Source organism: Rhodococcus sp. MEB041, assembly GCF_030208955.1.
GTDB lineage: Bacteria > Actinomycetota > Actinomycetes > Mycobacteriales > Mycobacteriaceae > Rhodococcoides.
The window spans coordinates 783,897-806,620 of the sequence record NZ_JARVSZ010000001.1 but is presented as its reverse complement, the minus strand read 5'-3'; the positions used below and the strand labels follow the sequence as shown (position 1 = coordinate 806,620).

General features: G+C 68.4%; 22 protein-coding genes. 8 read left to right on the top strand and 14 right to left on the bottom strand.

Annotation, left to right across the window (positions count from 1 at the left end):
• Nucleotides 1–60 precede the first annotated feature (60 nt).
• From QRN16_RS03775 to QRN16_RS03760, 4 genes are all read right to left on the bottom strand, one after another.
• The gene (locus QRN16_RS03775) at nt 61–1,062 is read right to left on the bottom strand and encodes a phosphotransferase family protein (protein WP_285184691.1); all 1,002 of its coding nucleotides are present in this window, start codon (nt 1,060–1,062) and stop codon (nt 61–63) included.
• Between the two features lie 47 nt (nt 1,063–1,109).
• On the bottom strand, nt 1,110–2,327 hold the full coding sequence (locus tag QRN16_RS03770) for an acyl-CoA dehydrogenase family protein (protein WP_027507258.1): 1,218 nt from the start codon (nt 2,325–2,327) through the stop codon (nt 1,110–1,112).
• Nucleotide 2,328: 1 nt separating this feature from the next.
• A complete protein-coding gene (locus QRN16_RS03765) occupies nt 2,329–3,156 on the bottom strand; it encodes an SDR family oxidoreductase (RefSeq protein WP_285184657.1) in 828 nt (275 codons plus the stop codon).
• 71 nt (nt 3,157–3,227) lie between these two features.
• Complete coding sequence (locus QRN16_RS03760; RefSeq protein WP_285184656.1) at nt 3,228–4,712, bottom strand: cryptochrome/photolyase family protein; 1,485 nt, start codon at nt 4,710–4,712, stop codon at nt 3,228–3,230.
• 259 nt (nt 4,713–4,971) lie between these two features.
• Here QRN16_RS03760 and pdhA point away from each other — a divergent pair, with 259 nt between their 5' ends.
• From pdhA to QRN16_RS03745, 3 genes are all read left to right on the top strand, one after another.
• A complete protein-coding gene (pdhA, locus tag QRN16_RS03755) occupies nt 4,972–6,051 on the top strand; it encodes a pyruvate dehydrogenase (acetyl-transferring) E1 component subunit alpha (protein ID WP_222651183.1) in 1,080 nt (359 codons plus the stop codon).
• Entirely contained in the window at nt 6,048–7,076 is a 1,029-nt protein-coding gene (locus tag QRN16_RS03750) for an alpha-ketoacid dehydrogenase subunit beta (protein ID WP_082544673.1), read from the top strand. The genes pdhA and QRN16_RS03750 overlap by 4 nt, the downstream gene beginning before the upstream one ends.
• Before the next feature lie 69 nt (nt 7,077–7,145).
• The gene (locus QRN16_RS03745; RefSeq protein WP_285184655.1) at nt 7,146–7,799 is read left to right on the top strand and encodes a hypothetical protein; all 654 of its coding nucleotides are present in this window, start codon (nt 7,146–7,148) and stop codon (nt 7,797–7,799) included.
• A gap of 28 nt (nt 7,800–7,827) precedes the next feature.
• On the opposite strand, the gene QRN16_RS03740 is transcribed toward QRN16_RS03745, so the two are convergent.
• The 3 genes from QRN16_RS03740 to QRN16_RS03730 are packed head-to-tail and all read right to left on the bottom strand — an operon-like array spanning nt 7,828 to nt 10,735.
• Nucleotides 7,828–9,270, bottom strand: coding sequence for an NAD(P)(+) transhydrogenase (Re/Si-specific) subunit beta (locus tag QRN16_RS03740; protein ID WP_222639167.1), 1,443 nt, complete (start codon nt 9,268–9,270; stop codon nt 7,828–7,830).
• Nucleotides 9,270–9,611, bottom strand: coding sequence for an NAD(P) transhydrogenase subunit alpha part 2 (locus QRN16_RS03735; RefSeq protein ID WP_056448442.1), 342 nt, complete (start codon nt 9,609–9,611; stop codon nt 9,270–9,272). The genes QRN16_RS03740 and QRN16_RS03735 overlap by 1 nt, the downstream gene beginning before the upstream one ends.
• Nucleotides 9,611–10,735, bottom strand: a complete 1,125-nt coding sequence (locus QRN16_RS03730) for an NAD(P) transhydrogenase subunit alpha (RefSeq protein WP_261775823.1) — start codon at nt 10,733–10,735, stop codon at nt 9,611–9,613. The genes QRN16_RS03735 and QRN16_RS03730 overlap by 1 nt, the downstream gene beginning before the upstream one ends.
• A 246-nt stretch (nt 10,736–10,981) precedes the next feature.
• Here QRN16_RS03730 and QRN16_RS03725 point away from each other — a divergent pair, with 246 nt between their 5' ends.
• Nucleotides 10,982–11,776, top strand: coding sequence for an SIR2 family NAD-dependent protein deacylase (locus QRN16_RS03725; RefSeq protein WP_027504970.1), 795 nt, complete (start codon nt 10,982–10,984; stop codon nt 11,774–11,776).
• Nucleotides 11,773–12,192, top strand: a complete 420-nt coding sequence (locus QRN16_RS03720) for an HIT family protein (RefSeq protein WP_027504969.1) — start codon at nt 11,773–11,775, stop codon at nt 12,190–12,192. The genes QRN16_RS03725 and QRN16_RS03720 overlap by 4 nt, the downstream gene beginning before the upstream one ends.
• Nucleotides 12,193–12,208: 16 nt before the next feature.
• Here the strand turns inward: QRN16_RS03720 and dhaL are convergent, their stop codons facing one another.
• A complete protein-coding gene (gene dhaL, locus QRN16_RS03715; protein WP_285184653.1) occupies nt 12,209–13,864 on the bottom strand; it encodes a dihydroxyacetone kinase subunit DhaL in 1,656 nt (551 codons plus the stop codon).
• Between the two features lie 60 nt (nt 13,865–13,924).
• Between dhaL and QRN16_RS03710 the strand changes: the two genes are divergently transcribed.
• Nucleotides 13,925–14,560: a Type 1 glutamine amidotransferase-like domain-containing protein gene (locus tag QRN16_RS03710; RefSeq protein WP_285184652.1), complete on the top strand. Its 636-nt coding sequence runs from the start codon at nt 13,925–13,927 to the stop codon at nt 14,558–14,560.
• 3 nt (nt 14,561–14,563) lie between these two features.
• On the opposite strand, the gene QRN16_RS03705 is transcribed toward QRN16_RS03710, so the two are convergent.
• Nucleotides 14,564–14,944 carry a hypothetical protein gene (locus tag QRN16_RS03705; RefSeq protein WP_231476246.1) on the bottom strand — a complete coding sequence of 127 codons (381 nt, stop codon included), beginning with the start codon at nt 14,942–14,944 and terminating at the stop codon, nt 14,564–14,566.
• A 271-nt stretch (nt 14,945–15,215) separates the two neighbouring features.
• Between QRN16_RS03705 and QRN16_RS03700 the strand changes: the two genes are divergently transcribed.
• Nucleotides 15,216–16,589 (top strand): FAD-binding oxidoreductase, encoded by a 1,374-nt coding sequence (locus QRN16_RS03700; RefSeq protein WP_204868670.1) that lies wholly within the window; start codon nt 15,216–15,218, stop codon nt 16,587–16,589.
• On the opposite strand, the gene QRN16_RS03695 is transcribed toward QRN16_RS03700, so the two are convergent.
• The 5 genes from QRN16_RS03695 to QRN16_RS03675 all read right to left on the bottom strand — a co-directional run bounded on the left by QRN16_RS03695 (nt 16,586) and on the right by QRN16_RS03675 (nt 22,255).
• Nucleotides 16,586–17,896: an aspartate aminotransferase family protein gene (locus QRN16_RS03695; RefSeq protein ID WP_285184651.1), complete on the bottom strand. Its 1,311-nt coding sequence runs from the start codon at nt 17,894–17,896 to the stop codon at nt 16,586–16,588. The genes QRN16_RS03700 and QRN16_RS03695 overlap by 4 nt on opposite strands.
• A 12-nt stretch (nt 17,897–17,908) precedes the next feature.
• On the bottom strand, nt 17,909–18,952 hold the full coding sequence (locus QRN16_RS03690) for a TIGR03842 family LLM class F420-dependent oxidoreductase (protein WP_222632750.1): 1,044 nt from the start codon (nt 18,950–18,952) through the stop codon (nt 17,909–17,911).
• A gap of 3 nt (nt 18,953–18,955) precedes the next feature.
• Nucleotides 18,956–20,374 (bottom strand): dihydropyrimidinase, encoded by a 1,419-nt coding sequence (gene hydA / locus QRN16_RS03685; protein ID WP_285184650.1) that lies wholly within the window; start codon nt 20,372–20,374, stop codon nt 18,956–18,958.
• Nucleotides 20,371–21,207 carry a nitrilase-related carbon-nitrogen hydrolase gene (locus QRN16_RS03680; RefSeq protein WP_222639161.1) on the bottom strand — a complete coding sequence of 279 codons (837 nt, stop codon included), beginning with the start codon at nt 21,205–21,207 and terminating at the stop codon, nt 20,371–20,373. The genes hydA and QRN16_RS03680 overlap by 4 nt, the downstream gene beginning before the upstream one ends.
• 73 nt (nt 21,208–21,280) lie before the next feature.
• On the bottom strand, nt 21,281–22,255 hold the full coding sequence (locus QRN16_RS03675; protein ID WP_222651197.1) for an LppP/LprE family lipoprotein: 975 nt from the start codon (nt 22,253–22,255) through the stop codon (nt 21,281–21,283).
• Nucleotides 22,256–22,422: 167 nt separating this feature from the next.
• Here QRN16_RS03675 and QRN16_RS03670 point away from each other — a divergent pair, with 167 nt between their 5' ends.
• Nucleotides 22,423–22,722: a DUF1540 domain-containing protein gene (locus tag QRN16_RS03670; protein ID WP_027504961.1), complete on the top strand. Its 300-nt coding sequence runs from the start codon at nt 22,423–22,425 to the stop codon at nt 22,720–22,722.
• The last annotated feature ends 2 nt before the right edge of the window (nt 22,723–22,724 follow it).

Here is a 22,724-nt window from a genome sequence, read left to right as displayed (position 1 = left end):
TCCTCGTGCGCCTTTCGCGTATCCAGGGGTACGCGAAAGGCGCACGGGGGCGGAGCCCACTCAGAGGATCCCGGCCTCCTCCGCCGTGGCGACGGCGCGGCCGATGATGCCGTCCACCAGATCCGTCGTCGGCGAACCGTCGCGTGCCCGGTTGCGCTCGTCGTCGATGGCCCGGCGCATGACGCCCTCGGCGATGACGGACAGCTTCCACAGCGCGAGTGCGTGCCAGTACCCCACCGCGGAGACGTCGCGGCCGGTGGCGGCGGCATAGAGCTCGACCAGCTCGTTCCTCGTCGGGAAGCCCGGCAACGTGGAGGACATGAACATGCCCGCGTTGTCGTCGTCGGCCTCCGACCAATAGGCCAGCAACGCACCGACGTCCGCCAGTGGATCGCCGAGCGTGCACAGCTCCCAGTCGACCACCGCGACGATCGCATCGTCGACACTTCCCTCACCGGCTCCGCTGGTGATGATGTTGCTCAGATGGAAGTCGCCGTGCACCAACGAGACCTCGGCCTGCTCCGGAGCCGACGCCGCCAGCGCGGTGGCAAGGCGCTCGATGTCCGGAACGTCCCGCGTCTTCGACTGCGCCCACTGCGACGACCATCGCTTCAGTTGCCTTGCGGCATAGGGCTTGTGGCTGGCGAGATCCACCAGGCCGGTGCTCTCCAGATCCACGGCGTGGATCTTGCCGAGCGTGGCGGGCATGGCCTCACCGATCGTCCGACGACGTGCCTGCGACAGTGTCTCCGCGACAGTCGGGCTGTCGACCACCAACCCGTCGACATGACTCATCAGGACGAGGGGCGCATCGGTGACCGACGGATCGTCCGTCAGTGCGATCGTCGTCGGCACCGGAACGGCGGTGTGCTGCAACGCCGACAGGATGCGGTACTCGCGAGCGACGTCGTGTGCCGACGCCAGCAACGTGCCCAGCGGCGGACGCCGCAGGACCCAGTTGCTGCCCGCGGCGTCGGTCACCGCGAAAGTCAGATTCGACTGCCCGTTACCGATGCGCTCGAAGGTCAGTGGCCCCGAGACCCCGATGTCGAGGCTCTCCATCCACGTCGTGACCGCACCGTCGTCGAGGCCCGGTGTCGTTCCCGTCGTCACTTGTCGATCTTCCGGTAGGGCGCCAGCTCGGTGCGTGCGATGGTCCGCTTGTGCACCTCGTCCGGACCGTCGGCGAGACGCAGGGTCCGCAGGTGGGCGTACATGCTGGCGAGCGGGAAGTCGTCGGAGACACCGCCGCCGCCGTGAACCTGGATGGCGCGGTCGACGATCTTGAGGGCCATCGCGGGCGCGGCGACCTTGATGGCCGCGATCTCCACGCGCGCTTCCTTGTTGCTGAACTCGTCCATCATCCAGGCGGCCTTCAGCGTGAGCAGGCGCGCCATCTCGATGTCGATGCGGGCTTCGGCGATCCAGTCCTGGATGTTGGCCTGCGCCGCGATCGGCTTGCCGAACGCCACGCGGGACGACGCACGGTCACACATGAGTTCCAGTGCGCGCTCGGCCATGCCGATCGCCCGCATGCAGTGGTGGATTCGGCCGGGGCCGAGACGTGCCTGGCCGATCATGAAGCCGGCACCCGGTCCGGCGAGCACGTCCTTGCCGGGGACGCGGACGTTCTCGAACAGGACCTCGGCGTGACCCTCGCGGTCCTGGTACCCGAACACGGGCAGTCCGCGCAGGACGGTGACGCCCGGCGCGTCGATCGGCACGACCATCATCGACTGCTGCTCGTACGTCGACGCCTCGGGCGCGGTCTTGCCCATGACGATCAAGACCTTGCAGTTCTGGTGCAAAGCGTTGGAAGTCCACCACTTCCGACCATTCAGGATCCAGTCCTCGCCGTCGGCCACCATGGACATCGCGATGTTCGTCGCGTCGGAGCTGGCGACATCGGGCTCCGTCATGGCGAAAGCGGAGCGGATGGTGCCCTCGAGCAACGGTGCGAGCCACTTCTCCTTGTGCTCGTCCGTGCCGAAGCGGGTGAACACCTCCATGTTGCCGGTGTCGGGTGCGGCGCAGTTGCAGGCCTCGGGCGCGATCGCGGGGCTGCGGCCCATGATCTCCGCGAGCGGCGCGTACTCGGCGTTGGTCAGACCGGGGCCGTAGGCGGGATCCGGATGGAAGAGGTTCCAGAGGCCGCGCGACTTCGCGTCGGCCTTGAGCTCCTCGAGGATCGGCGGCTGGAAGTGCGGATCACCGGACTCCAGGATCTGCTGGGCGTAGACCGCCTCCGCCGGATAGACCTTCTCGTCCATGAACGCCAGCAGGCGCTGCTGGTAGTCCTTGCACCGATCCGAGTACGCGAAATCCATGTCAGCGATCCTGTCCTGGCCGTGCGGCCGTCTCGAGAGATGTTCGGTACCGACGCATCCCGGCGATCCACCGGTCGTAGTCGGCACTCTTGTGCGAGTAGAACGTGAGCACCTCGGGGTGCGGGAGAACGAGGAACTTCTCGGTCTCCATCGCCTCGAGGACGATGCGAGCGACGTCCTCCGGTTCGAGGACGGTGCCGGCGCCGGTCACGGCGGAGGCCGCCACCGAGGCACCCTCGGCGTCACTGTCGAAGCCCGAGTTCAGGAGCGCCGTGTTGACGCCCATCGGGCACAGGCAGCTCACCGCGATGCCCTTGTCGCCGTAGGTGACCGACAACCATTCGGCGAAGCCGACGGCGGCGTGCTTGGACACCGAGTAGGTGGCCGATCCGATCTGGGTGAGCAGGCCCGCCGCGGACGCGGTGGACAGGAAGTAGCCGTGCGTTCCGCGCTCGATCCATCGCGGGATCACCACGCGCGCAGCGCGCACATGGGCGAGGACGTTGACCGACAGCGCGGTGTCCCAGGCGGCGTCGGTGCTGTCGAGCCCCATCCCTGCCGTCGTCCCGGCATTGGCGATGTAGATGTCGAGTGGCCCGAACGCCTCCTCGACCCGCTCGATCATCTGGGCGATCATCGCGTCGTCGGCGACGTCGCCGCCGACGGCGATGCACCGCTCCCCCAGTCGCGCGGCGACCGCATCGGCGGCCGCCCCGTCGAGATCGGCGACCAGGACCGAGTTCCCGGCCTCGACCAGTGCAGTGGCGAGGGCGGCGCCGATACCGGCGCCACCTCCCGTGACGATGGCGACCTTGTCTGTGACCCGCATCATTCAGATAGTAGGCATGCGCAGTGGGTGACGGGCTTTCAGGGTCAACGAACTCGAGGTCGACCTCGAGTTCAGAAAGTGGTCCGGTGCCGCTCCTGCTCGACGATCTCGTCGATGTCGCCGAGCCGCTCCATCGAACTGACTGCTCGGCGCGTGCGCATGTTCTTAGCCAGCCGCTCGCGGTGCTTGTGCGTGAACGCCCAGTACCCCGCCGTGAACGGACACGCGTCCTCCCCGACCCGCGTCTTGGGGTCGAACGCGCAGCCCTTGCAGTGGTCGGTCATGCGGTCGATGTACGCGCCGCCGGACGTGTAGGGCTTGGTCGCGATCACTCCCCCGTCGGCGTGCTGACTCATGCCGAAGACGTTGACGGGCATGACCCACTCGTACCCGTCGACGAAGTGCTCGGTGAACCACCGGGTGAGCGCCCGCGGGTCGTACCCCCGTTGCAGCGCATGGTTTCCGAGGATCATCAGGCGCGGGATGTGGTGCACCCACCCGCGATCGCGCACGCCGGCGAGGGCGTCGGACAGGCACGCCGCGGTGACCTCCTCCGCGTCGAGGGTCTGGAACCATCCGGGCAGCGGGGTGTCGGCATCGAGGGCATTGGTGCGCATGTAGTCCTCGCCCAGATGCCAGTAGAGGTGCCACACGTACTCGCGCCACCCGAGGATCTGGCGTACGAACCCCTCGACGCTCGCCAGCGGTGCCGTCCCGTCCCGGTAGGCCTGCTCGGCGGCGCGCGCCGCGTCCAACGGGTGCAGCACACCGAGGTTGAACGGCACCGACAGCAGCGAGTGCGACATGGTCCAGTCCGCCGCCATCACGGCGTCCTCGTAGGGACCGAACGTGGCGAGACGGGTGGCCACGAAGGTCTCCAGCGCCGACGCCGCCTCGGCTGCGGTGACGGCGAAGAGACGCGGTCCGTCCTCGCCGGACCAGTCGACGTCCATGGCGTCGAGATCCGCGCGCACACCGGCGTCGATGTCGTCCTCCTCCGGCCACCACGGTTCGGGAACACCGAGTGTCGTCCGCTTCTTGGGCGGCTTCTCCCTGTTCTCCGCGTCGAGGTTCCAGGTGCCGCTCACCGGGTTCTCGCCGTCCATCAGGATGTCGAACCGGCGGCGCTGCTCTCGGTAGAAGTTCTCCATCAGGAACGACTTCTTGCCGCCCGCCCACTCGGCGAAGTCCGCACGGGACAGGGCGAACGTCGGAGTCGGCACGATCTCCTCGACCAGACCCTCGTCGGCCAGCCGACGGACGAAGGCCTCCGCACGCCGCGACGTCGGTTCGTGCACGACGACCGGGCGCCCGACGCGGGCGAGGCCCTCGCGGTAGGTGTCGGCTCGGATGTACGTGGCACGGTCGCCGAGTTCGTCCGCGAGGTGCCGCATGCCGCTGAGCAACAGATGCGCCTTCTGCCGATGACCCCGTCGACGGCCCAACGCACGCGCCGACTCGATGATGACGACGTCGCGGTCCACCATCTCCTCGGACGAGTGGACATGGGGGCCGAGCTGATCGGCGAACACCCAGAGCGGAGCGGGAGAGGACATGCTCTGCTGTTCCCCGTCCTCCGCGGAGCCAACCGGCCGGGCACCGCTACGCGTGACCGTCCGCCACCGCCATCCGATGCCCATCCTGCTCGTTCTGTGCGTGTCGGTGAGGCAATCGCCGAGCGAGTTGCTCACTCTCGTACACATCACTTGCGCAATGCGGTCAGGCGAGCATGCTGTGAGGTGAGCCACACCCGGTTCGTCCACACTGTGCGCCCTCCTCTCACGACGAGGTCCGCGCACCGGCGGAGAGGAAGCCATGACCCGATCGGACACATCACCGCGGGGCGATCGCATCGCGCATCCCGTGCAGCTCGTCCAGCCCGACGGCCGGCGAGTGCACGACCCCGAGCACTGGCGACTCGTCGCCGACGTCGACGCCGCTCACATGCTCGACATGTACCGCGACATGGTGGTCGCTCGCCGCATCGACACCGAGGCGACCGCGCTGCAGCGCCAAGGTGAGCTGGGACTGTGGGCACCGCTGCTGGGTCAGGAAGCAGCCCAGGTGGGCTCGGCTCACGCCGTCACCGCGGACGACTACATCTTCACGAGTTACCGCGAGCACGCGGTGGCGTACTGCCGAGGCGTGCCGGTGGAGAAGCTCACCGCACTGTGGCGCGGCACCGCACACTCCGGCTGGGATCCGGACGAGTACAACATCACCAACCCGGCGATCATCGTCGGAGCGCAGGGTCTGCATGCCACCGGCTACGCCATGGCGGCGCGACTCGACGGTGCCGAGATCGCCACGGTCGCTTACTTCGGTGACGGCGCCACGAGCGAGGGCGACATCTCGGAGGCGTTGTCGTTCTCGGTCTCATTCGGGGCCGGCGTCGTCTTCTTCTGCCAGAACAACCACTGGGCCATCAGCGAGCCCGTCGCGCTGCAGAGTCCGCTGCCGCTCGCCTCCCGTGCCGCCGGCTTCGGCATGCCCGCCCTGCGGGTCGACGGCAACGACGCCCTCGCCGTCCTCGCCGTCACCCGTGCCGCCGCGCATCGAGCCCGCACCGGCGGAGGCCCCACGTTCATCGAGGCCATGACCTACCGCATGGGCCCGCACACCACCTCGGACGATCCGACGCGGTACCGCGCCGACGCCGAGCGCGACGTGTGGGCGGCGCGCGATCCGTTGGACCGCCTCGACAGACTGCTCACCCGCGAGGGCGCCCTGACACCGTCCGTGCGCGAGGGCATTGCCGCGACCGCCGACGACGTCGCCGCCCGGCTCCGCTCCGCCACGATCTCCGCCGTCGATCCGGAGTCGTCCACCCTGCTCGACCACGTCTACGCCGAACCCCACGCTGTGGTGGACCGCCAGAAGGAGACACTGCGATGACCACCGGAACCCTCTCCCGCGCCGGCGCGACCACCGCGTCGTCCGATCTCCACGTCAAGGGCACCCTCGGTGGTGCGATCAACGCAGGTCTCCGCGCCTCCCTCGAGGCCGACGACAAGGTCGTGCTGATGGGCCTCGACATCGGCAAGCTCGGCGGTGTGTTCCGCGTGACCGACAGACTGCAGAAGGACTTCGGCGATCAGCGCGTGCTCGACATGCCCCTCGCCGAGTCCGGCATGGTGGGTACCGCGTTCGGCATGGCGCTGCGCGGCTACCGCCCCGTCGTCGAGATCCAGTTCGACGGGTTCGTCTATCCGGCCTTCGACCAGATCGTGTCCCAGGTGGCCAAGATCCGGTACCGCACCGCCGGTCGCATCGGCGCCCCGATGGTCATCCGCATCCCGTTCGGTGGTGGCATCGGAGCCGTCGAACACCATTCGGAATCTCCCGAGGCGTACTTCGCCCATACGGCCGGCTTGCGGGTGGTCAGCCCGAGCACGCCTCACGACGCCTACTGGATGATCCAGCAGGCCGTGCACTCGGAGGACCCCGTCGTCTTCCTCGAGCCCAAGCGTCGGTACTGGGACAAGGGCGAATGGGCCACCGATGCGCCCGATCTGCCGCTGGACGCCGCTCGCGTGTGCCGCACCGGTACCGACGCGACAGTGGTGGCCTACGGGTCGATGGTGCAGACCGCACTGAAGGCAGCCGAGGTGGCGGAGTCCGAGGGCCACAGCCTCGAGGTCATCGATCTCCGGTCCCTCTCACCGCTGGACACCGACACGGTCTGTCGGTCCGTGCGTCGGACCGGGCGCCTCGTCGTCGTGCACGAGGACACGGGCTACCTCGGCATCGCGGCGGAGGTGGCGGCCCAGGTGTCGCAGGAGTGCTTCTACTCGCTGGAGGCACCCGTCCAGCGGGTCACGGGCTTCCACGTTCCGTACCCGCCGGCACGCCTCGAGCGGCACCACCTCCCGGACGTCGATCGAATTCTCACGGGAGTCGACACGGTTCTCGCAGGCTGACGCGCCGCACGGGAATCACTGCGCCGGGTCACAGGATTCTGCCAGCCTCGTGCGCCATCATGGGGACCCGTGAGTACCACGACGACGCAACAGATCGCGCTTCGCGCCCGACGCACCACCCCTCGGTGGTGGGCACTGACAGGAGTGTCCGCGGCAACACTGTTCGTGCTCTACGCCGTCCTGCCGCTGCTGGGCGTGCGCTACCCACCGGCGTCGGTCGCGCTCGAGGCCCTGTACGCCCCGGCCGACACGGTGCTCGACGTCATCGACGTGACGACCGTGCTGGTGGTGGTCGCCGCGCTGACGGTGGTCGCAGTGGTGCGCAAGTTGCCGTACGGCATCGGCGCGATCCTCATGCTGTGCCTCGGGTCGACCCTGACCGCGGCAGCCGGGTCGGCATGGCTGTCCGATCACATCGCGACGTCGGCACTTCCCGACGGCCGCGTGGTCGCAGCATCCTCGGTGATCGCGTCGGGTGCGCTGGTCGTGCCCGGTCGGCTGCGTCCCGTCGTCCTGGGGCTGGGCTCGGCCCTGGTCGCCGGCGTGGCCCTCGCCGCCGTGGTCACCGCGGGTGCGACAGGCATCGGCATCGTCGGGGCGCTGCTGGTGACCGGGATGTGGTGGGGCGCCGCCGGTGTCGTCATGGCGCACTCCCCCGTCGCCGCTGCCCGCGAGGCGAAGAACCCTCTCGACACCGCGGCCCTGATGCTCCGCCGCCGGTGAGCGGGCGGGGCATCAGGGCCGGGTACACCTAGAGGGCTTTGAGTTCCTCGATGACGGCGTTGACGGATTTCTTCGCGTCGCCGAAGAGCATCGACGTGCGGTCCGCCGTGAACAGCGGATTGTCGATACCTGCGTACCCGGAGCTCATCGACCGCTTGAGCACGATCACCGACCGCGACTCGTCCACGTTCAGGATCGGCATCCCGTGGATCGGCGAACTCGGATCGTTGCGCGCCGCCGGGTTGGTGACGTCGTTCGCGCCGATGACGAGGGTGACATCGGTGCGGGAGAACTCCCCGTTGATGTCGTCCATCTCCTTCATCGCCTCGTACTCCACGTCCGCCTCGGCGAGCAACACGTTCATGTGACCCGGCATGCGCCCGGCCACCGGATGGATCGCGTACTTCACCTCCACGCCCTTGGACTCGAGGATCGACGCCATGTCCTTGACCGCGTGCTGGGCCTGGGCGACCGCGAGACCGTAGCCGGGCACCACGATGACCTGCGAGGCGTACGCCATCTGGATCGCCGCGTCGGCCGCCGAGGTGGACTTCACCGTGCCGCCGGCATCGTCCGGGCCACCGACCGCGGACGCGCCGCCGCCACCGAAGGACCCGAACACGATCGCCGGAATCGACCGGTTCATTGCCGTCGCCATCAGATTCGTGAGGATGGTGCCGGACGCGCCGACGATCATGCCCGCCACGATCATCGCGGTGTTGTTCAGCGCCAACCCCGCCGCCGCAGCCGACAGACCCGTCAACGCGTTCAGCAGCGAGATCACCACCGGCATGTCCGCGCCGCCGATGGGGAACACCACGAACAGGCCCATCAGTGCCGCCGCGACGAGCACCAGCACGATCCACCACTGCGAGGTGCCCTCACCCGGGGTGGCGCGCAGACCGATGTAGACCGACACCGCCACCGCGATGAGCAGCAACACGATGTTGGTGAGCTGGAAGATGCGGGCGTTCTTCACGAACGCCTTCTCGACCTTCTTGTTCAGCAGCTCCTGCAGCTTCAGGAACGCCACCAGCGAACCCCAGAACGACACCGACCCGATGACTGCCGCGAACAGTGACCCGATGACGATGTGCACCGTCGGCTCTTCACCGTGCTGGAACGCGGAGAAACCGTCGGTCTCGATGAACTCCGACCAGGCGATCAATGCGACCGTGCCGCCGCCCACGCCGTTGAACAGCGCCACCAGCTGCGGCATCGCCGTCATCTTCGTGCGCTTGGCCGGCGGGACACCCAGCAGGACACCGATGGCCAGACCGGCGGCGATGAGGATCCAGTTGATCGCCGCCGTGTCGCGGACCTCGATCAGAGTCGCCACCACGGCGATGCCCATACCGACAGCGGCGATCCAGTTGCCGCGCACCGCCGTCTTCGGGCCGGTCAGACCCATCAGGCCGTAGATGAACATCGCGAACGCGACGATGTAGAGGATGTTGACGAGATTGTTCATCAGGAATCAGCACCCTTCTCGCCGGTTGCCGTCGACACAGCAGCGGGCGCCTTCTTGCCCTTGAACATGCCGAGCATGCGGTCGGTGACCAGGAACCCACCGACGACGTTGAGCGTGCCGAAGATCAACGCGACGAACGCGATGATCCGCACACCCCACGGCGCGTCCTCCGGCAACCGGCCCAACACGATGAGGGCGCCGAGCACGACGATGCCGTGGATGGCGTTCGTACCCGACATCAGCGGCGTGTGCAGCGTGTTGGGCACCTTGGAGATGACAGCGAAACCGACGAACCCGGCCAGGACCAGGATCGCGATGTTCGCGAGCAACGGTGTGTACATCAAGCGTCCGCCTTCACGGTGGTGTCGGCCGTGCGCGTCACGCACGACTTCGCGAGGACCTCGTCGGTGAAATCGGGGGCGAGGGCACCGGCATCGTCGAGCATCAGTTCGATCAGTGCCGAGATGTTCTTCGAGTACAGCTCACTCGCGTGCTCGGGCATCGTCGCCGGCAGATTCAGCGGCGAGGCGATGATGACGTCGTTCTTCACCACCGTGCGACCCGGCTCGGTGAGCTCGCAGTTGCCACCGGTCTCCCCCGCGAGGTCCACCACGACACTGCCCGGTCGCATCCCCGCGGCAGCCGCCGCGGTGACCAACTTCGGCGCCGGACGACCCGGCACCAGAGCGGTGGTGATGACGACGTCGAACGTCGAGATCGCCTTCTCCAGCGCCGCCTGCTGCTGGGCACGCTCGTCCTCGGTGAGCTCACGGGCGTAGCCGCCCTCACCGGCGGCGTCGATCCCCAGATCCAGCCACTGCGCGCCGACCGACCGCACCTGATCGGCGACCTCGGGACGCACGTCGTACCCGGTGGCGCGGCCACCGAGACGCTTCGCCGTCGCCAACGCCTGCAGCCCCGCCACACCCACACCGAGTACCAGCACCGTCGCCGGCTTCACGGTGCCCGCCGCGGTGGTGAGCATCGGGAAGAACCGCGTCGACTCCGACGCCGCGAGCAGCACCGCCTTGTAGCCGGCGACGTTGGCCTGCGAGGACAACGCGTCCATGACCTGCGCGCGAGAAATCCGCGGGATTGCTTCCACCGCGAAGGCCTGCACGCCCGCAGCGGTCAACTCCGGAATGATCGTGTCCGCGTTGCGCGGCGCGAGGAAGCCGATGAGCGTCGATCCGCGGCGCAGCTTGCGCACCTCGGCCGACGACGGCGGCGCCACCTTGACCACCACGTCGGCGCTGTACGGATCGCCGATGCTCGCACCGGCGTCGACGTACAGCTGATCGGGGATCAGAGCGCCCAGACCGGCACCCGCCTCCACCACCACGCGCACACCCTTGCCCGTCAGCGCGGCGACCACCTTGGGGACCAGCGCCACCCGGCGCTCCCCCTCGTTCGTCTCACGCACGACGCCGACCAGCGTCCCTGCTTCTCGAGAATCTTCCACCAGCTGTACTTCCTGTGAATGGCGGCACGTCCGCGTCCCGCGGAGCTGCACTGCCGCCGACTGTCGTCGGTTCCGAGAACGACCTCGTCGACGGTGGCTCATGTTCGCCCGCGTGAGAGGTCCTGGAGTCGGCCGGGTGGGCCCACCGCAAGGTAACGCACGACACAGACATACCGAGCGTCGAGGTCGAATGTGAGGCGGAGGTCATAACGGACCGAGTGTGTCGGTGCGACTTGGCACACTCGCTTCATGACCACCGACAGTGCCGACCCCGCATCCGACGTTCCGCAGCCCGTGCTGGAGGCCGTCCGGTCCGCGTCCCGCGTCGCCGTGCTCACCGGGGCCGGGATGTCCGCGCAGTCGGGCGTGCCGACGTTCCGCGACGCGCAGACCGGGCTGTGGGAGCGGTACTCCCCGGAGGAGCTGGCCAGCCCCGACGCGTTCGTCCGCGATCCGGATCTGGTGTGGGCCTGGTACCGCCGACGAGCGCAGCTCGTGGCCGCCTCGAGCCCGAACGCCGGTCATGTGGCCCTCGCGCAGTGGCAGAGGTCCGCACCGCAGCAGACCGTCGAGATCGCCACGCAGAACGTCGACGACCTGCACGAGCGCGCCGGGTCCACCGTGCTGGCCCACGTCCACGGCACTCTGGCCGCGGTGCGGTGCTCGATCTGCGAGGAGCCTTTCGAGGGACCGGTCGACGACGTCGAGGACGGCGCGGAACGCATCGCGCCGCCTGCGTGCGGTCTCTGCGGGAGTCCGGTCCGCCCCGGTGTCGTGTGGTTCGGCGAGCCGCTTCCGGAAGCGGAGTGGGCAGCGGTTGCGGCGTCCGTCGAGGCCGCCGACGCCGTCCTGGTCGTGGGAACGTCCGGCGTGGTCTACCCCTTCGCGGGGCTTCCCGCTCAGGCTCGCAGCGCGGGCGCCGTCGTCATCGAGATCAACCCGGACGAGACCGCGGTCTCCGACATGGCCCACCACGTCTGGCGGGCGACCGCGGCCGACTCCCTGCCTGCACTCGTCGCCGCCGTCACGGAGCAGCAGCGATGACCGAGTGCGTGTTCTGCGACATCGTCGCCCGCCGCGCCCCCGCGACGATCGTCCACGAGACCGACTCGGTGCTCGCGTTCCTCGACATCCGGCCCGTCACCCGCGGGCACACCCTGGTGGTTCCCAAGGTGCACTCCTCGGGGCTCGAGACACTCGACCCGGTCGTGGGTGGGCAGGTCTTCGCCGCCGGCCAGGCCCTGGCCGGCGCGATGCGCCGCAGCACCCTGGCGGCGGACGGGGTCAACCTCGCCATGAACGACGGACGCGCCGCCTTCCAGACCGTGTTCCACTCGCACCTGCATGTCGTACCTCGCCACCACGGCGATCGCATCCGCTTCGTCGCCGGCATGATCACGCGGCGTCAGAGCGAGCCCGAGGCGACCGCCCGGGCAATTCGGGCCGCACTCGCCTCCTGAGGTCCGATGCAGCCGCTCAGGCGGCGGCGAAGAACCAGGAGACCACGAGAGCACCGGGGTCGATGACGCCGCGTGCCGCGTCGCCGATGTAGCTGGCGCGGCCACGCTGGGCGACGGTGTCCGTCGTGGACTCGGCACCGCGCGTCGCAGCCTCGGCAGCCGCGGCGAGGGCCGCCGAGAGCTCGACCGATCCGGCGTCCCCCAGAGCTCGTGACGCCGGGTCCAGCGCGTCCACCATGGTCTTGTCCCCCGGCTGCGCACCGCCGAGATCGGTGATGGCGGCCAGTCCGTCGGCCACTCCCGCGGCGATGCTCGCGGTGCTCGCCCCGGGACCGTCGAGGGCGACCGAGACCCGGTGGAAGAACGCACCGAAGAGAGCGCCGGACGTTCCGCCCGCATTGCCGAGGAATCCACGAGCCAGGATCTCGAACACCGCTGCGGGCGAGGCACTCTCGTCCACCGCGAAGTCGGCCAGACCGATCTCCATGTTGACTCCGAAGTCGCCGTCACCGGCTCGGCGATCGAGGTCGGTGAGCTCGTCGATCGACGACCGGACACGCTCGACGAACGACGAGACCCAGGTGGTGACGAACGGGTCGGCCGCGCCGCCGGGAAGCTCCGACGCCGCTGCCGCGTCCGTGTCGTCCACGGCGTCGTCGTGCAGGTCCTGCGCCGGCGAGCGGGGCCACGCGGGCGCCTCGGTCGGGGCGTCCCACAAGCCGAGGATCTCGTCGTCGCAGCGGACGGCGGTCAACGACACCCCCGCCATGTCGAACGCCGTCACGAGGCTCCCGACGAGCGTGCGTCGGACGGTGATGCCGCGCCCCTCGAGATACCGCAGCGCGGCACCGAAGACGATGTCGAGTTCGAGCGGATGGGTCGCGCCGAGTCCGTTGACGATGAGCACGACGTCCTCGCCGCCGGACAGTCCCAGCGAATCGGCCACGGGTCCGAGCAGCGCCTCGGCGATCTCGGTGGCGGTGAGCGTCGCGACGCGCGCGGTGCCGCGCTCGCCGTGGATACCGACACCGAGTTCGACCTCGTCGTCGCCGAGCTCGAAGGACGGGGACGACGCGCCCGGAACCGTGCACGGACGGAAGGCCACCGCCATGCTGCGAGCGCCCTCGGCGACCCGCCGCCCCAGCGCGGCGACGGAGGCGAGGTCGTCGCCGCGAGCAGCGGCGGCGCCGCAGATCTTCTCGACGGCCACCGTCGCGGCGGTTCCGCGTCGGCCGGGCCCGTCCTCGCTCTCGGACGCGACGTCGTCGGCCACGAGCACCGTCTCGACCGTGATGCCGTCGGCAGCACACAGATCGGCCGCGATGCGGAAGTTGATGACGTCGCCGGTGTAGTTCTTGACCACGTGGATCACGCCGGCGCCGGCCTCGACGGCCCGCGTCGCCGCCTCGATCTGCAGCGCGTTCGGGCTCGTGAACACAGACCCCGGCACCGCCGCGTCCAACATCCCGGCGCCGACGAAGCCGGAGTGGAGCGGTTCGTGGCCGGAACCACCGCCCGACATCACGGCCACGCGCCCGTCCGTCGTGCGGCCGCGGCGCGTGAAGTATCCGGGCCGTTCGACGAAGCGGAGGTCGGCGCTGCGCCGGGCGGCGGCGCGGCAGGCGTCGACGATGACGCGGGACGGATCATCGATCATCTTGTGCAGCGACATGCACCCGACACTAACCACGTCTGCACACCCGACGCGTGCGTACTGACCTACGCTCCCGCCATGCGCCTGTTCCTCGCGTCCTACCGATTCGGGCTCGCCCGTGACCGGTTCCTCGAACTGACCGGACCACCCGGCCGCATCGCCGTCATCGCCAACGCGGCGGACTCCTGGCCCGACGCCGCGCGCGCGTCCGCGGTCACCAGTGAGTTCACCCTCCTGCGCTCGGCGGGTTTCCTCCCTGTCGAGGTCGACCTGCGCGAGTTGATGCCGAGCACGGCGCACGACGTCCTGGCCGCCTTCCCCGCCGTGTGGGTCCGCGGTGGGAACACCTTCGTGCTCCGGCGCAGGATGGCCTCGTCCGGTGCCGACGAGGCGATCGCTCGACTGCTCGCGGAGGATTCCGTCGTGTACGGCGGGTACAGCGCCGGAGCCTGCGTCCTGGGTCCGACACTGCGGGGCGTGGAGTACGCCGACCCGCCTGGCGAGGTGGAGCCGACCACGGGCGAGGACGTGCTGTGGACCGGCCTGGGAATCATCGACCACGTGCTCGTGCCGCACTGGGCGTCGGACACTCTGGATCCCGACGGAGCGTCGGCCGCGATGGCCGCGGCGTGCGACGCGGCGGGAACGCCGTACCGCACGCTCACCGACGACCAGGTCTACGTCGTCGACGGCGGCGATGCCGCGGTGATCTGACTGTCAGCCGCTGTGCGCGATGGGCATCTGAAACGGCGCGAGCCGGTCCATCGCCGACCACGCGAGCCGGCAACGCCGCACGGTCATCTCGTCGGCGTCACGGAGCAACGCATCGAGCAGCAAGCCCGGACGTTCGGACCACTGGGCGGCGAGGGCGTCCATCTCGGCATCGGTGAACAGTCCCGAGCGTCGTAGCGCCGACGTCCACTCGGTCACCTCGCCACGATGGAGCGACTCGAGGGTGTCGTAGTCGACGCCGCCGGAGACGAAGTCGTAGGAGAACAGCGCCGCCGCGCACTCGAACGGGGTGTTCTTTGTCGGTCTGCGCGACGCTGTAGTCGATGGTGCAGATGCCGACCGTGTGATGTCGTGTGACGGTGCCATGAGTGCCTCCTTCTCGCCCCCTCGGTCTCGGCCCACGTGCCGATCTCCGTCATCCGGACGCTAATCCTCCGACGTGCTCTTGTCGGCACCCATCGGGGCACGATCTGGTAACAGAGTTGCTCGTGTGACTGATGTGAACATAGGCCGGATGTCGACCCGGCCACCGTTCGACGCGGTCTCCCACTGTCCCGCACCGTGTCTCGTCATTCCGGCGAGGTCACGGGCGGGGCTGGGGGTAGCGTCGAGACGTAGGACCCGCCGGTCGAGGAAGGTGAGCATCATCGACGATCTCGTGACGTCCCTGACAGACGCGGTCGGAGCCGCCATCGTGGTGACCGATCCGGACATCACCGCCGGCTATCGCCAGGACTGGGCCCGTGATCCGAACGCCGGCACTCCCCTCGCCGTCGTGCGCGCCACCAGCACGGCCGACGTCCGCGCCGTCATGCTGTGGGCCACCGAGCATTCCGTCCCGGTGGTGCCGCGCGGCGCGGGATCCGGTCTGTCCGGTGGTGCGACCGCCGTCGACGGCGGCATCGTGCTGACGACCGAGGCGATGCGCGCCGTCACCGTCGACCCGGTGACGCGGACGGCCGTGGTCCAACCCGGTCTGCTCAACGTCGAGGTCAAGGCCGCTGCGGCCGAACACGGCCTGTGGTACCCACCGGATCCGTCGTCGTTCGAGATGTGTTCGATCGGCGGCAACGCCGCCACCAACGCCGGCGGCCTGTGCTGCGTCAAGTACGGGGTGACCACGGACTACATCCTCGGTCTCGAGGTGGTCCTCGCCGACGGCACCGTCGTGAACCTGGGCGGCCCGCGTCTGAAGGACTCGGCCGGCCTGTCGCTGACCAAACTCTTCGTCGGCAGCGAGGGTGTCCTCGGCATCATCACCGAAGTGACGCTGCGACTGATCCCGGCTCAACCACCCGCGAGCACGGTCGTGGCCACCTTCACCCGCCTGTCCGACGCGACCGACGCCATTCTGGCGATCACCCGCTCGCTGCGGCCCGCCATGCTCGAGTTCATGGACTCCACGTCGATCAACGCCGTGGAGGACGCCATGAAGATGGGCCTCGACCGCACGGCGGCAGCGATGCTCATCGCCCGCTCCGACTCACCCGGCGCGCACCGCACCGAGGAGACCGAGACCATGGCCGCGGCGTGCACGGCCGCCGGCGCCGACGAGGTGTTCGTGACCGACGATCCCGACGAGGGCGAAGCGTTCGCCGCAGCCCGGCGCTTCGCCATCCCCGCCGTCGAACGCACCGGATCCCTCCTGCTCGAGGACGTCGGAGTTCCGCTGCCCGCACTCGCGGACCTGGTGCAGGGAATCGCGAAGATCGCCGATGCCCGCGGCGTCGTCGTCGCCGTCATCGCCCATGCGGGCGACGGGAACACGCACCCGCTGATCGTGTTCGACCCCGAGGACGCGGACATGGAGGAGCGTGCGCACCAGGCATTCGGCGAGATCATGACGCTCGCGATCTCGTTGGGCGGCACCATCACCGGGGAACACGGTGTCGGCCGGCTCAAGAAGGCGTGGTTGCCGGATCAGGTGGGCGAGGACGTCATGGAGCTGACCCGGCGCATCAAGCACGCCCTCGATCCCGCGGGCATCCTGAATCCCGGTGCCGTGCTCTAGTTCCGGGTGTACCCGTCGGCGACCTGGAGCACCTCGTCGAGGATCTCGAGTCCCCGACGGATGTCCTCCTCCGTCGTGACGAGCGGCGGCGCGATCTGCAGCCGATTGCCCGCCACGAACGGCCACAGCCCGCGCTCCTTGGCCGCCTTCGTGACGGCCGCCATGGGAGCTGCGGCGGCGCCGGTGGCGTTGAACGGTGTCAGCGGCTCGCGGGTGCCCTTGTCCGTCACCAGTTCGACGGCCCAGAAGAACCCCATGCCCCGCACGTCACCCACGCTCGGATGCGCCTCACCCAGCTTGGTGAGCCCCGGCCCGAGGACGTCCTCCCCCACGGCGCGGACGTGGCCCAGGATGTCGTCGCGCTCGAACACCCGGATCGACGCGATACCGGCGGCGCAGCCGAGCACGTGGCCCGAGTAGGTCAGACCTCCCGGATACGGCGTGTGGTCGTACCGCTGCGCGATCTCCTCGGAGATCACCACTCCGCCGAGCGGGACGTAGCCGGAGTTCACACCCTTCGCGAACGTGATCAGATCGGGCTCGACGCCCCACGCCTGGCACGCGAACCAGTGCCCGGTCCGGCCGAAGCCCACCATCACCTCGTCGGCGATGTACACGATGCCGTAGCGAGTGCAGAGTTCGCGGACACCGGCCAGATATCCCGGCGGCGGGACCAGTACGCCGTTGGTGCCGACCACCGACTCGAGAATGAGCCCCGCGATGTTCTGCGGTCCCTCCAGCGTGATGACCATCTCGAGGTGGGCCAGCGCCGCGGCCGTCTCCTCCTCGGGGCCGGTCGAATTCCAGGGTGACCGATAGGGATACGGCCCGAAGAACCGGACGACGTCGACGTTGGTCGGCTCGGTTCCCCACCGGCGCGGCTCTCCCGTCAGACCGATGGCCACACCGGTGCCGCCGTGGTACGACCGGTACGCGGCCAGCATCTTGGTCCTCCCGGTGTGCTGGCGAGCAAACCGCACGGCGTGCTCGACGGCCTCGGCCCCGCCCGTGGTGAAGAAGACCCGGTTCAGGTCACCGGGAGCGCGCTCGGCGATCAGTCGAGCGAGTTCGCTGCGCTTGTCGTTCGCGACCGTCGGGGAGATGGTGGTGAGCACACCGGCCTGCTCGACGATCGCCGCCACGATGTCGGGGTGCTGGTGTCCGATGTTGACGTTGACCAGCTGCGAGGAGAAGTCGAGGTACTTCCTGCCCTGGTCGTCCCAGAAGTAGGACCCGGACGCCCCGGTGATGGTGACCGGGTTCAGCTCCGCCTGGGCGGACCAGGAATAGAAGACATGGTCGGTCATGTACCACCTCCGTTATCGGGCGATTCCGGATTCCGTCGCCACCTCTGACGTCATCATGGCAGGAAGAACCGACTCGCCGTAGGCATCCAGCGTCGCGGTCTTCGCATCGTGTTGGAGGTAGACCGCGAACTGGTCCACACCGAGCGACTCGAGCTGCCGGAGTCGCTGCACGTGCTGCTCGGGCGAGCCCAGGATGCAGAACCGGTCGACGATCTCGTCGGGCACGAAGTCGGCGTGCGTGTTGCCGGCTCTGCCGTGTTGGTTGTAGTCGTACCCCTGGCGGCCGGCGATGTAGTCCGTGAGAGCGGCCGGGGCACCGGAGGTCGCTCCGTAGCGGGACACGATGTCCGCCACGTGGTTTCCCACCATGCCGCCGAACCACCGGCACTGATCACGGGCATGCGCGGCGGCGGCCGCGGAACCGTCGGTGACATAGGCGGGGGCGGCGACGCAGATGGTCACGGCATCGGGGTCGCGCCCCGCCTTCTCGGCGGCGTCGCGGACGGTGGCCACGGTCCACTCGACTATGTCGGGATCAGCGAGTTGCAGGATAAACCCGTCGGCGACCTGCCCGGTGAGTTCCAGTGCCCGCGGGCCGTATCCGGCGATCCACACCTCGAGCTCGGACCGCGACGCCCACGGCAGCCGCACGGTGGTCTCGCCGATGCGGGCGGACCGCCCGTTGCCGAGTTCGCGGATGATCTCCACCGACTCGGCGAGCCGCGCGATCGTGGTGGGCTTCCCACCCAGAGTGCGCACCGCGGAGTCGCCGCGGCCGATCCCGCACACGGTGCGGTTGCCGTACATCTCGTTGAGTGTGGCGAACGTCGATGCCGTCACCGTGACGTCCCGCGTCGACGGGTTGGTCACCATCGGTCCGACGACCACCGTGCGGGTGCTCGCGAGGATCTGACTGTGGATGACGTAGGGCTCCTGCCACAGCAGGTGTGAATCGAAGGTCCACACATGGGAGAAGCCGTGCGTCTCGGCGATGCGAGCGAGTTCGACCACCCGCGAACTGGGTGGGGTGCACTGCAGCACCACTCCGAAGTCCATCCCTCACACCAGATTCTGGGACAGGTCGCGGCGCACGAAACGGCCGTGCCCGGCGCGGCCCAGGTACTCGCCGCGGTCGACGACGACGGTTCCGCGGGAGATCACCGTGTCGACATGGCCGTCCACGGTCATGCCCTCGTAGGCGGAATAGTCCATTCTCATGTGGTGTGTCTCGACTCCGATGGTGGTGCGGCCGTTCGGGTCGTAGACCACCAGATCCGCGTCGGCACCGGGCGACACGATGCCCTTGCGCGGGTACATCCCGAACATGCGTGCCGGCGTCGTGCAGCACACCTCGACCCACTTCTCGAGCGTGATCTTCCCCGACACCACACCCTGGTACATCAGGTCCATCCGATGTTCGACCGACCCGATTCCGTTGGGGATCTTGGAGAAGTCGCCGATACCCATCTCCTTCTGATCCTTCATGCAGAAGGGACAGTGATCGGTGCCGACCGTCGAGACGTCCCCTGTGCGGAGGTACCGCCACAACTCGTCCTGGTGCCCCTCGGCACGGGACCGGAGCGGGGTCGAGCACACCCACTTCGCGCCCTCGAAGCCCGGCGCACCGAGTTGCTCCTCGAGCGAGAGGTACAGATACTGCGGACACGTCTCGGCGAAGACGTTCTGCCCCGTGCCTCGTGCCGTCGCGATCTGCTCGAGCGCCTGTTTCGCCGACACGTGGACCACGTACAGCGGCGCTCCCGTCACGTCGGCCAGCATGATCGCGCGATGCGTCGCTTCCTCCTCGAGCTGCCACGGCCGGGACGTGCCGTGGAAGTACGGCGCCGTGTCACCGCGTGCGATCGACTGCTCGACCAGGACGTCGATGGCGATGCCGTTCTCCGCGTGCATCATCAGCAGCGCGCCGGTCGCCGCGGCAGTCTGCATCGCCCGCAGGATCTTCCCGTCGTCCGAGTAGAAGACGCCGGGATAGGCCATGAACAGCTTGAAGCTGGTGACTCCTTCGGAGACCAACTCGCTCATGGCCTTCAACGAGTCGCTGTCGACGTCTCCGATGATCTGGTGGAATCCGTAGTCGACGGCGCACGAACCGGCAGCCTTGTCGTGCCACGTGGCGAGGGTGTCCTGCACGCGCATCCCGGGGTTCTGGATGGCGAAGTCGACGATCGTGGTGGTTCCGCCCCACGCGGCAGCGCGCGTCCCCGTCTCGAACGAGTCGGAGGCGAAGGTGCCGCCGAACGGCATCTCCATGTGGGTGTGGCCGTCGACCCCTCCGGGGATCACGTACTTCCCGGTCGCGTCGACGACGACGTCGCTCGACGAGGCGAGGTCGGCGCCCAGCAGCGTCGAACCCGGTTGCAGCACTGCGACGATCGTCTCACCGTCGATCAGGACGTCCAGGGGCTGCGACCCCGTCGGCGAGACGACGATGCCCCCGTGGACGAACGTGGTCGTCACGGTGTCACCAGGGGACCGTAGGCGTCGGGTCTGCGATCGCGGTAGAAAGCCCACCGATCGCGGACGGTCGCGATGAGCGACAGGTCCAGATCGCGGACGATCACTTCGGCCGCGCTGTCCGAGGCGACCTCGCCGACGAACTTCCCCTCGGGATCGACGAAGTAGCTCGTACCGTAGAAGTCGTTGTCGCCCAACTCCTCGACTCCCACTCGGTTGATCGCGCCGATGTAGTACTCGTTGGCCACGGCCGACGCCGGTTGCTCGAGCTTCCACAGGTAGTTCGACAGGCCTCGCGAGGTGGCGGACGGATTGAACACGATCTCCGCACCGGCCAGTCCGAGTGCGCGCCAGCCCTCCGGGAAATGGCGGTCGTAACAGATGTAGACCCCCACCTTGCCGACGGCGGTGTCGAACACGGGCCAGCCCAGGTTGCCGGGGCGGAAGTAGAACTTCTCCCAGAAGCCGTTCAGGTGCGGAATGTGGTGCTTGCGGTACTTGCCCAGGTACGTGCCGTCCGCGTCCACCACGGCAGCGGTGTTGTACAGAATGCCTGGCTGTTCCTTCTCGTAGACCGGCAGCACCATCACCATGCCGAGTTCCTTCGCGAGAGACTGGAAACGCTCGACGGTGGGTCCGGGAACCGATTCGGCGTAGTCGTAGAAGGACGCGTCCTGCACCTGGCAGAAATAGGGGCCGTAGAACAGTTCCTGAAAACAGATCACCTGCGCGCCCTGCTCGGCTGCCTGGCGGGCGTACTCCTCGTGGGCCTGGATCATCGATTCCTTGTCGCCGGTCCAGGTGGTCTGAACCAGTGCTGCTCGAACGACAGTCATGACATGACACCTCCGCGTCGGCCCCGTACCGGTGATCCTGCACCCGATCGGCCGGGTCGTCCACCGGTGGAAATCAGCCGTTCGCCACTTCGGGAGGCAGCGGATCGAGCATGTCCACCGAGGATCCGTTCCACCGGTAGCGAACGAGTGCCGGACCGCCGGAGGCTTCCGCGGTGGCCTCGTCGCCGACGAGCCACCGGTACGAGATCGTCACGGTGTCGTCGGTCTGCGCATACGGGTCGAGATCCGTGAACGCGTACGGACGGGCGGTCGCCGTTCCGAGATACGCGCCGTCGTGGAAGAACAGCACCGTCGTGGGGCTCGAACCGGTCGCACCGTCGGGCACGGCCATCGCCCAGGCCAGCGTGGCGCACGGATCGCCCTGGCTGTACAGGCTCCAGGCGCTGTCGGAGAAGGTGGGCAGAGAGTCGATCGCGGAGGCGACCACCGAGTCGTCCAGGCACGGATCGGCAGGAGTCTGCCTGTTGCCGTCCACCACCTCCTGCGGCAGGTCGTCCAGCATCACCACGGACGATCCGTTCCAGGTGTAGCGGACTAACCCGGGTCCCCCGGACTGCTGCGAGGTGGACTCACCCTCCCGGAGCCACCCGTACGACACCGTGACCGTGTCGTCGGTCTGCGAGGCGACGTCGGTGAACGAGTACGGCAACGCGGTGGCGGTACCGAGATAGGTGTCGTCGTGGAAGAACAAGACGGTCCACGGACTCGACCCCGTGCCCCCGTCGAGCGCCGCGAGCGCCCACGACAGCGTCGCGCAGGGATCGCCCTGGCGGACGAGCCGCCAACCACTGCCGAAGAACTGGGGCAGCGATTCGATGCCCGCCGCCACGACGGAGTCCTCCACACACGCGGTCGACGGTTCCGGCGCGGCCGACGACGCGGGTTCCGTACCCGGTGCCGGACCCACCGCGGTCGAGGTCGTGGTGGTGGTCGGAGGAGGTGGCGCCGCGGAGCCCTGGCCGGAGTCGGAGCACCCGCTCGCGAACAGCACGGTGACGGCCAGGGTCGCGAGAAGTGTTCGTCTCATGATCGGTCCATCCGAGCGAACAGACCGATCGTTACGTCGTCGACGAATTCGTCATCGATCCGTGACCCGAAAGAATAGGAAACATCATTGTTGTAGAAAGGGTGACCATATCTAGGTCAGCCTGACCTTGCTGGTGGAGACGCTTTTCGCGTATTACCGTCATCGTCATGACTTCCCTCGAAATGCCCCGCGTCAGTGAGTGCAGTGTCAGCGCCTGTTCGTACAACCACGACGGATGCCACGCCTTCGCCATCAATGTCGGAGGCTCGAACGGAACGGCCGATTGCGGCACGTTCATTCCCTTGAGCACCAAGGGCGGTCTCGACACCGTCTCCACCCAGGTCGGTGCGTGCCAGCGCGTCGACTGCTCGTTCAACGACAACCTCGAGTGCAGCGCGGCAGCGGTCCGCATCGGCGCCGGCGAGTCCTCGGACACCGCGAACTGCCTCACCTACAGCAAGGCCTGACG

Coding starts and splice junctions, on each gene's coding strand:
- QRN16_RS03775 (WP_285184691.1), bottom strand. CDS start 1,062: ATGGAGAGCCTCGACATCGGGGTCTCGGGGCCACTGACCTTCGAGCGC.
- QRN16_RS03770 (WP_027507258.1), bottom strand. CDS start 2,327: ATGGATTTCGCGTACTCGGATCGGTGCAAGGACTACCAGCAGCGCCTG.
- QRN16_RS03765 (WP_285184657.1), bottom strand. CDS start 3,156: ATGCGGGTCACAGACAAGGTCGCCATCGTCACGGGAGGTGGCGCCGGT.
- QRN16_RS03760 (WP_285184656.1), bottom strand. CDS start 4,712: ATGTCCTCTCCCGCTCCGCTCTGGGTGTTCGCCGATCAGCTCGGCCCC.
- pdhA (WP_222651183.1), top strand. CDS start 4,972: ATGACCCGATCGGACACATCACCGCGGGGCGATCGCATCGCGCATCCC.
- QRN16_RS03750 (WP_082544673.1), top strand. CDS start 6,048: ATGACCACCGGAACCCTCTCCCGCGCCGGCGCGACCACCGCGTCGTCC.
- QRN16_RS03740 (WP_222639167.1), bottom strand. CDS start 9,270: ATGAACAATCTCGTCAACATCCTCTACATCGTCGCGTTCGCGATGTTC.
- QRN16_RS03735 (WP_056448442.1), bottom strand. CDS start 9,611: ATGTACACACCGTTGCTCGCGAACATCGCGATCCTGGTCCTGGCCGGG.
- QRN16_RS03725 (WP_027504970.1), top strand. CDS start 10,982: ATGACCACCGACAGTGCCGACCCCGCATCCGACGTTCCGCAGCCCGTG.
- QRN16_RS03720 (WP_027504969.1), top strand. CDS start 11,773: ATGACCGAGTGCGTGTTCTGCGACATCGTCGCCCGCCGCGCCCCCGCG.
- dhaL (WP_285184653.1), bottom strand. CDS start 13,864: ATGTCGCTGCACAAGATGATCGATGATCCGTCCCGCGTCATCGTCGAC.
- QRN16_RS03710 (WP_285184652.1), top strand. CDS start 13,925: ATGCGCCTGTTCCTCGCGTCCTACCGATTCGGGCTCGCCCGTGACCGG.
- QRN16_RS03705 (WP_231476246.1), bottom strand. CDS start 14,944: ATGGCACCGTCACACGACATCACACGGTCGGCATCTGCACCATCGACT.
- QRN16_RS03695 (WP_285184651.1), bottom strand. CDS start 17,896: ATGACCGACCATGTCTTCTATTCCTGGTCCGCCCAGGCGGAGCTGAAC.
- QRN16_RS03690 (WP_222632750.1), bottom strand. CDS start 18,952: ATGGACTTCGGAGTGGTGCTGCAGTGCACCCCACCCAGTTCGCGGGTG.
- QRN16_RS03680 (WP_222639161.1), bottom strand. CDS start 21,207: ATGACTGTCGTTCGAGCAGCACTGGTTCAGACCACCTGGACCGGCGAC.
- QRN16_RS03675 (WP_222651197.1), bottom strand. CDS start 22,255: ATGAGACGAACACTTCTCGCGACCCTGGCCGTCACCGTGCTGTTCGCG.
- QRN16_RS03670 (WP_027504961.1), top strand. CDS start 22,423: ATGACTTCCCTCGAAATGCCCCGCGTCAGTGAGTGCAGTGTCAGCGCC.